The sequence below is a fragment of the Vibrio sp. V10_P2A27P122 genome, from assembly GCF_963874335.1.
GTDB classification, from domain to species: domain Bacteria; phylum Pseudomonadota; class Gammaproteobacteria; order Enterobacterales; family Vibrionaceae; genus Vibrio; species Vibrio anguillarum.
Map to the genome: position 1 here is coordinate 1 of NZ_CAWNHY010000057.1, position 7,927 is coordinate 7,927.

Annotated in this window: 6 protein-coding genes; 5 read left to right on the forward strand and 1 reads right to left on the reverse strand. The window is 43.2% G+C overall.

Annotation, left to right across the window (positions count from 1 at the left end; all coding sequences use genetic code 11):
- Positions 1-107 precede the first annotated feature (107 nt).
- Positions 108-2,384 (forward strand): formate C-acetyltransferase, encoded by a 2,277-nt coding sequence (pflB, locus tag AACQ17_RS03460; RefSeq protein ID WP_013856546.1) that lies wholly within the window; start codon positions 108-110, stop codon positions 2,382-2,384.
- 201 nt (positions 2,385-2,585) lie between these two features.
- Complete coding sequence (locus AACQ17_RS03465; protein WP_170935165.1) at positions 2,586-3,572, forward strand: lipid A deacylase LpxR family protein; 987 nt, start codon at positions 2,586-2,588, stop codon at positions 3,570-3,572.
- 17 nt (positions 3,573-3,589) lie between these two features.
- Here the strand turns inward: AACQ17_RS03465 and AACQ17_RS03470 are convergent, their stop codons facing one another.
- Positions 3,590-5,467 carry a methyl-accepting chemotaxis protein gene (locus AACQ17_RS03470; RefSeq protein ID WP_094147763.1) on the reverse strand — a complete coding sequence of 626 codons (1,878 nt, stop codon included), beginning with the start codon at positions 5,465-5,467 and terminating at the stop codon, positions 3,590-3,592.
- Positions 5,468-5,668: 201 nt separating this feature from the next.
- Here AACQ17_RS03470 and pflA point away from each other — a divergent pair, with 201 nt between their 5' ends.
- The 3 genes from pflA (at position 5,669) to AACQ17_RS03485 (ending at position 7,763) form a co-directional block, all read left to right on the forward strand.
- Complete coding sequence (gene pflA / locus AACQ17_RS03475; protein ID WP_013856543.1) at positions 5,669-6,409, forward strand: pyruvate formate lyase 1-activating protein; 741 nt, start codon at positions 5,669-5,671, stop codon at positions 6,407-6,409.
- A 64-nt stretch (positions 6,410-6,473) separates the two neighbouring features.
- Complete coding sequence (locus AACQ17_RS03480) at positions 6,474-7,139, forward strand: energy-coupling factor ABC transporter permease (RefSeq protein ID WP_019280921.1); 666 nt, start codon at positions 6,474-6,476, stop codon at positions 7,137-7,139.
- A 123-nt stretch (positions 7,140-7,262) separates the two neighbouring features.
- Complete coding sequence (locus AACQ17_RS03485; RefSeq protein ID WP_013856541.1) at positions 7,263-7,763, forward strand: YfbU family protein; 501 nt, start codon at positions 7,263-7,265, stop codon at positions 7,761-7,763.
- The last annotated feature ends 164 nt before the right edge of the window (positions 7,764-7,927 follow it).

A 7,927-nucleotide genomic window follows, 5' to 3' on the forward strand; every position in this document is an offset into this window, starting at 1 on the left:
GTGTGAATATAGATATTGTATTAATAGAGTGTACTGCTCCTTTCGAGGATAACTGGCTCAACGGTGAAGACGGTACGTGTTTTTTCTACTAAAAAGGTAGGTATGTCATGGCAGAGCAATTTGCTAAAGCTTGGGAAAGTTTTGTTGCAGGTGAGTGGCAAAACGAAGTTAACGTTCGTGATTTTATTCAAAAGAACTATACGCCGTATGAAGGTGACGAATCTTTCCTAGTTTCTGAAGGTACTGAAGCGACAAACAAGCTTTGGGCTAAAGTAATGGAAGGTATCAAACAGGAAAACGCGACTAAGGCCCCTGTCGATTTCGATACTGACGTTATTTCTACCATCACTGCTCACGATGCAGGCTACATCGAAAAAGATCTTGAAACTATCGTGGGTCTACAAACTGAGAAACCACTTAAGCGCGCTATCATCCCTAACGGTGGTGTGCGTATGGTTGAAGGTTCTTGCAAAGCATACGGTAGAACTCTTGACCCTATGATTTCAAAAATCTACTCAGAATACCGTAAAACTCACAACGCTGGCGTTTTCGATATCTACACTCCTGATATCCTAGCGTGTCGTAAGTCTGGTGTTCTGACGGGCCTTCCTGATGCTTATGGTCGTGGCCGTATCATTGGTGACTACCGTCGCGTAGCACTTTACGGTATTGATTTCCTAATGAAGGATAAGCTTGCTCAATTCACTTCTCTACAAGAGCGTTTTGAGAACGGCGAAGATCTAACGGCAACGATGCAACTTCGTGAAGAAATTGCAGAACAACACCGCGCACTTGGCCAAATGAAAAAAATGGCTGAAAAATACGGTTTTGACATCTCTCGCCCAGCAGAAACTGCACAAGAAGCTATCCAGTGGACTTACTTCGGCTATCTAGCTGCTGTTAAATCACAAAACGGTGCGGCAATGTCGCTAGGTCGTACTTCTACTTTCCTAGATATCTTCATCCAACGTGATCTAGAAGCGGGTAAAATCACTGAAGTACAAGCTCAAGAAATGATCGACCACTTCGTAATGAAGCTGCGTATGGTTCGTTTCCTACGTACTCCTGAATACGATGAACTATTCTCTGGCGACCCAATTTGGGCAACAGAATCAATGGGTGGTATGGGTCTTGACGGTCGTACACTCGTTACGCGTTCTAACTTCCGTTTCCTAAACAGCCTATACACTATGGGTCCTTCTCCAGAGCCAAACATCACTGTACTTTGGTCTGAGCAGCTACCTGACGGCTTTAAACGTTTCTGTGCAAAAGTATCTATCGATACTTCATCTATCCAGTACGAAAACGATGATTTAATGCGTCCAGACATGAACTCTGACGACTATGCTATCGCATGTTGTGTATCGCCAATGGTTGTAGGTAAACAAATGCAGTTCTTCGGAGCGCGTGCAAACCTTGCTAAAACCATGCTTTACACCATCAACGGTGGTATTGATGAGAAGTTGAAAATCCAAGTTGGCCCTAAAATGGACAAGATCGCAGGTGAGTATCTTGACTATGACGAACTGTGGGCAAAAATGGACCACTTCATGGATTGGTTGGCGAAGCAATATGTGACCGCACTAAACAGCATTCACTACATGCACGACAAATACAGCTATGAAGCCGCGCTAATGGCACTGCATGATCGTGACGTTAAACGTACGATGGCATGTGGTATTGCTGGCCTGTCTGTTGCTGCTGACTCTCTATCTGCAATCAAATATGCAAAAGTTAAGCCAATTCGTGACGAAGATGGCCTAGCGATCGATTTCGAAATCGAAGGTGATTATCCTAAATTTGGTAACAATGACGCCCGCGTTGATGACATCGCATGCCAACTTGTTTCTACGTTTATGGGCAAAATCCGTAAACTTAAGATGTACCGTGATGCAATTCCAACTCAGTCTATCCTGACTATCACTTCAAACGTGGTATATGGTAAGAAAACAGGTAACACACCTGATGGTCGCCGTGCTGGTATGCCTTTCGCACCGGGTGCAAACCCAATGCATGGCCGTGACGAAAAAGGTGCAGTAGCATCATTAACTTCAGTCGCGAAACTACCGTTTGCTGATGCACAAGATGGTATTTCTTATACTTTCTCTATCGTTCCAAATGCGTTAGGCAAAGAAGAAGCAAGTCAACGTGCAAACCTTGCTGGCCTGATGGATGGTTACTTCCACCATGAAGCAGGCATTGAGGGTGGCCAACACCTAAACGTGAACGTGCTTAATCGCGAAACTTTAGAAGATGCGGTTAAACACCCTGAGAAATACCCTCAGCTAACCATTCGTGTATCTGGCTATGCTGTGCGTTTTAACTCACTGACTGCTGAACAACAAGCTGACGTTATTGCACGTACTTTCACTGAATCTCTATAATTTCAGTTAAATTACTAGCAAAATAGTTAAGCCCTGCTCGATGAGTGGGGCTTTTTTTATACTCAGAAATCAAAAATGAGCAATGCATCGACCACAAATGTTACGCTTACCACATTTATTTTGATTCAATTGCCTATTTATCAACTGAATAGCGCATCTTTCCTATATGATTAGGGCTTGTCTATACTCTGCAGTGTTCGTATGAAGCTATTTCACATTCTTCCATTGACGTTACTCAGTGCTTCTGCGCTGGCCTCTCAACACGCAACGGTTGCTTTTAACCTCGATAACGATGGCGTATTTGGCGTAGATCGCGACTACACCAATGGTTTATTTTTAAGCTACACCTCAGGGGCGATTGCTCCATATTGGTGGGCTAAACCACTCAGCCTTTCGGTTTGGGGAGCGGCCCCATTGGACAAATGGGAGATCAGCATTGGCCACAAAATGTGGACTCCTTCGGAGATTTCTCTTACCAAACCAGAGCCGAATGAACGACCTTACGCTGGGTATTTACACTCCGAGCTTAACTATATTAGTTTGCATCCCCAACAAGCCACGCGGGCAAATTTAACCATTGGAACCACCGGAGATGCTGCGCTTTCTGAGAAAGCGCAAAAGTTAGTGCACAGCATCACTAAATCTGACGAACCCAATGGCTGGGCCTACCAAGTAGAGGAAAAAATCGTCGGCAGCGTGGGTTATCTGTCTCACTTTAATCTGGCACGATACCGCAGCTATGCAGGAACTGACGTTGAGCTTTCCAACGTTTCAGAGGTCAATGTAGGTAACTTTCGCAGTGATCTCTCCACAGGTTTTATGATGCGTTGGGGGACCGATCTTGCGGGTAACTTTGGCAGTGCTCAAATCAGTGCAGAAAACCCTTTCTCGGCAGGGATGATTGGTGCCTCGGATACTGGATGGTTTCTATTCGGAGGTGTAAAAGGACGCTATCGCTTCAATGACATTACCATCGAAGGAGATAGGCCTTTAAACGGATTGGATCACCCATCTGAATATTACCAAGTTAACTTGGAAAATCTTCAGGCGACCGCCGTAGTTGGTGCGGCTTGGTATATTCAACAAGTCGGTGCGAGTTTAACGTTCACCGCAAACACACCTGAGTATAAGGAAGACAAAAACTCCATTCACGGTGTCGGTAATATTTCTCTTTTTGCTTTTTTCTAACGTTTAGCAAACTGAAATTATATGGTGAAACTTTGGCAGTCTACACTTAGGCTGCTAGAGCGTTTATCCACAATCTGGCTGGTTGCTCTTAACTGTTCATTGTTCTCTTCCAAGGCTTTCATGGCTCTAGATATTTGTATCATATTATCTGCCATTGAATGGCTAGTCGTCGCCAAATCTCGGATCGATGCAAAAATGGCTTCTGTTTTATTCGCCGCTTCATCTGCTTTTTTGATAATTTGCGCGATGGCCTGTATTGCCTCATTACCTTTCTCTTGCCCACTCTGCATAGACTGCTCAGATTGCGCAATATAAGTGATTACTTCCGCACTTTCCTTTTGCATAGTATCAATAGTGCCGGAAATTTCGGCCACGGCATTGACCGTTCTTACTGCTAAACTTCGAACTTCATCAGCGACAACAGCAAAGCCACGACCTTGCTCTCCCGCTCTCGCCGCTTCAATTGCGGCATTGAGTGCCAATAAGTTAGTCTGCTCGGCAATACCATTAATGATGTCCATCACCGAGTCTACTTTTGCAGAAGCTTGTTCAAGTTGATGAATGTGGCCTGCGGCCGAGCTTAGGATTTTACCAACCTCAACCAGTGACGTAATAGCAACGGAAATCACTTTTCCTCCCTCTTCTGCGCTTTGCATAGAAGATTTGCTGAGTTCCGCAACAAACTCCAATGAGTTAGAGACTTCTTGGGTCGTCACGCTGACCTCTTCTGTGGCCGATGCCAATAATTGCGTTTGTCCCAAAACATCAGATTGATTTGTCACCAAAGTGTCTAATCCAACATTCAGTGATGCGGCATCACCAGACAAGGCTTCACTGCTTTTCTGCACACCACTCACCAATTTCCCTAAATTTTCACAGCTTTGGTTAATGGCCAATGCCAGTTGATTGAATTCGTCCTTTTCGTTATTCGTCATCGGCATACGGCGTGACAAATCGCCACGCGAGATATTGTTCAACACGTGAATAGTTTGCGACAAAGAACGAGAAAGAGAAAAACTAAAGGTAAGGAAAATAGCAATAGTCAATATGGCAAGTAACGCACAGGCTGCCAATACAGACCACTGTGTTTGCGATGCGGTCGTTTTTGCGGCCAACTGATATTGTTCACTCAACGCGGAAAGCTTGGTTGAAATATCTTGAATCACCGACTTAACTTGCGCCTCTGTATCGCCTCTTTGTTTCTCCATCACTTGCAATTGCTGCGACAGTTCACTCACACGTAAAAAAGCCTGTTTAAATTGTTGTATCTCTTTTTCATACAGATCCAACATCGAATAAGAATCAGACATATTGACGAAACTGGCCATAGCACGATTAAACAGTTTTAAGTTTTGCTCCGTGGGTTCTAATAAATAATTTTGCTGCGCCTTAACCATGGCTTGAAAATCCGAGTTGATTGTAACCATCCCCGTCTCATCTATCTTTTTCTCTATCGTGGTGGCCAACGTTTTCAGCTCGCCCAGTTTACCTTCGTTAACGTTGAAACCCACTTCTGATTTCACTTGCAACCAAGGACGCAAAAATTGGTCAAATTGTTTGGCCGCCTTGAGCAACACTTCCCCTTCTTGAGCAAAATTGGTCTTTTGCAGGAAAGTAACATTAGCATTCACCTCTTCCATCAACTGATCCAATTTATTCAAAATCGAGTTGACCTGATTGCCTTGCATGTTGTTTAGCTCTGATGCAAGCGACAACAAATTTGCTTGAGTAGTAAATATCGCCACAGAACCGGATGCCACTTCGCCACTGGAGCGATACTGTTCATCCATTCCCATCAAGCTCTTTGCGGTATAAATCCCTAAACCTAAAAAACCAACACAAAGGATAACTAAAAATAGACTGATTTTTTGCTTTTGAGAAAACTGTACATCCATGAACTATTCCTTATTTAAACCCTATCGCATTCAACGAGTTCTTATTTCTATACAGTGTAGTCAATGTGCAGAATTTCATGACATTCATTTTAAGCCACAACATATGGTTTAGGATATGCGGCGGCAATTGCACATTAACCCTACTTAATCCCTACTATTTGTAATAAAATAACAGGCAAATAACCTATTCGAGATGAACTGATGTCAACAACTGGTCGTATTCATTCTTTTGAGTCTTGTGGCACGGTAGATGGCCCTGGAATTCGCTTCATTGTTTTTATGCAAGGCTGCCTAATGCGTTGTATGTATTGTCATAATCGTGACACATGGGACACCCATGAAGGCAAGGAAGTGACTGTTGAAGAAATCATTACCGAAGCAAAATCTTATCGCCATTTTATGAAAGCCTCTGGCGGCGGAATTACCTGCTCAGGCGGTGAAGCTATGCTTCAACCTGAATTTGTTCGTGATTTATTCCGCGCAGCGCAAGCTGAGGGCATTCACACCTGCTTAGATACCAACGGTTATATTCGCAAACACACAGACGTGATTGATGAAGTACTCGATGCCACTGATTTAGTGATGTTAGACATCAAACACATGAAAGATGAGATCCACCATGATTTTATTGGTGTGTCGAATAAACGAACCTTAGATTTCGCGCGCTACTTACACACCATAGGTAAAAAAACGTGGATCCGTTATGTGATTGTTCCTGGCTACACTGATGACGAAGAAGCGGCTCATATGCTTGGTGATTTTATTAAAGATATGGATAACATCGAGAAAGTAGAGCTGCTGCCTTATCACAAATTGGGCGCTCATAAATGGGAAGCAATGGGGCTAGAATACCCATTAGAAGGTGTGAATCCGCCGTCAAAAGAGACCATGGACAAAATCGTTGGGATCTTAGCTCAGTATCACTCAAACATAAAATATTGATTGCTTGATTTAATAACCATAAAAATGCCAGCATAATGCTGGTATTTTTATAGAGAGGCTAGCCATGCAGCTGGAACAACTTGCGGTGCTATTGCTCCTGCTACTTGTTGGGTTAACGACCCTTCGCGATTTTAAATACTCATTTTGGACAAAGTTTAAGGCCGAGAAATCCTTTCAGCATCTCACCTATTTTGCCTCTTTTGCGCTTTTTCTTTTGTGGTTAGCTCAAGCCGGAGTGACCGAAGGATTGCCTATCCATTTTCTCGGTTTAACAACCCTCACGATGATGTTTGGCTGGCGCTGCGCATTTGTTATAACTATTCCTGTTACATTCGCACTGGCGGCGGTCGGTAAACTGGCCTTCTTTAACATCCCCGAATACTTACTGCTATCATCGCTACTGCCAATCCTAGTTAGTTATGCTTTGTTTGCTTTGAGTTATCATTATCTACCGCGCAATATTTTTGTGTTTATTTTTGTGGCTGGTTTTTTAAATGGCGGCCTGACGGGTAGCCTGCATTTGGCCATTAACACCGCTTATCAATTGCTTCTTGGGCAACATGACTGGCAAGTCATCCGCGATAATTACCTAATTTTTGTTCCTTTACTCGCTTTCCCAGAAGGGCTGCTCAATGGTATGGCGTTAGCGATACTATCCGTATTTAAGCCGGAATGGTTGCGTGTCTTTTCCGACAAAGATTATATCTATAACCACTTACACAAAAAGTGACAAGAATTGCACACATTTTATACTTTCCATATTAAATCCGTGTTGAGATCATGTTTCATTGTCGATAATTGCTGTTAACCTTATGCCATCAAATAGAACATAAAATTTAGTGAGGCTACCTCCATGGAAATGACCAACGCTCAACGACTGATTCTATCTAATCAGTATTTTTTGATGTCACAGATGGATCCCAACAACGCCAAAAAATACAAGCGGTTACAAACCATTGTAGAACGTGGTTATGAACTGCAAATGCGAGAACTCAACAAAGAATTTGGCTGCTTGACCGAAGCGGAGTGCCGCGAAGTGATCGACATCATGGAGATGTATCACGCTATGCAAGAATCACACAAAATGCTCTCCGATGCAGAAAGCAAAAATGTGGATCAGCGCCGCCTGCACTTTTTAGGGTTTGATATCGCTAAAGAGTCACAACGCGTTCATTACGTGCGTTTCTTGGTTGAGTCTGAAGGGCTTTACCCACAATTTGATAAAGCCGATCACCACTTCAACAGCCAAATGCCAATGTCAGATAAATATCGTCGCATGTTAACGGCTTGGCGTAATTGTCCTCGCCAATACCATTTGTCAACCGCAGAATTTACACAAATTTTTAATGCCTAAATTTTAATACCTAGCAAGGTAGGCTGACGAAAGATGAAAAGACGCAGACACTGCGTCTTTTTTACATTCCCCCTCGTAGTTGTTAACTCCAACACCAACTTATCCCTCGAACTCTTGATATTCATACACTAAATAGTTCAACCTGATCGACGTTATTACTGTCA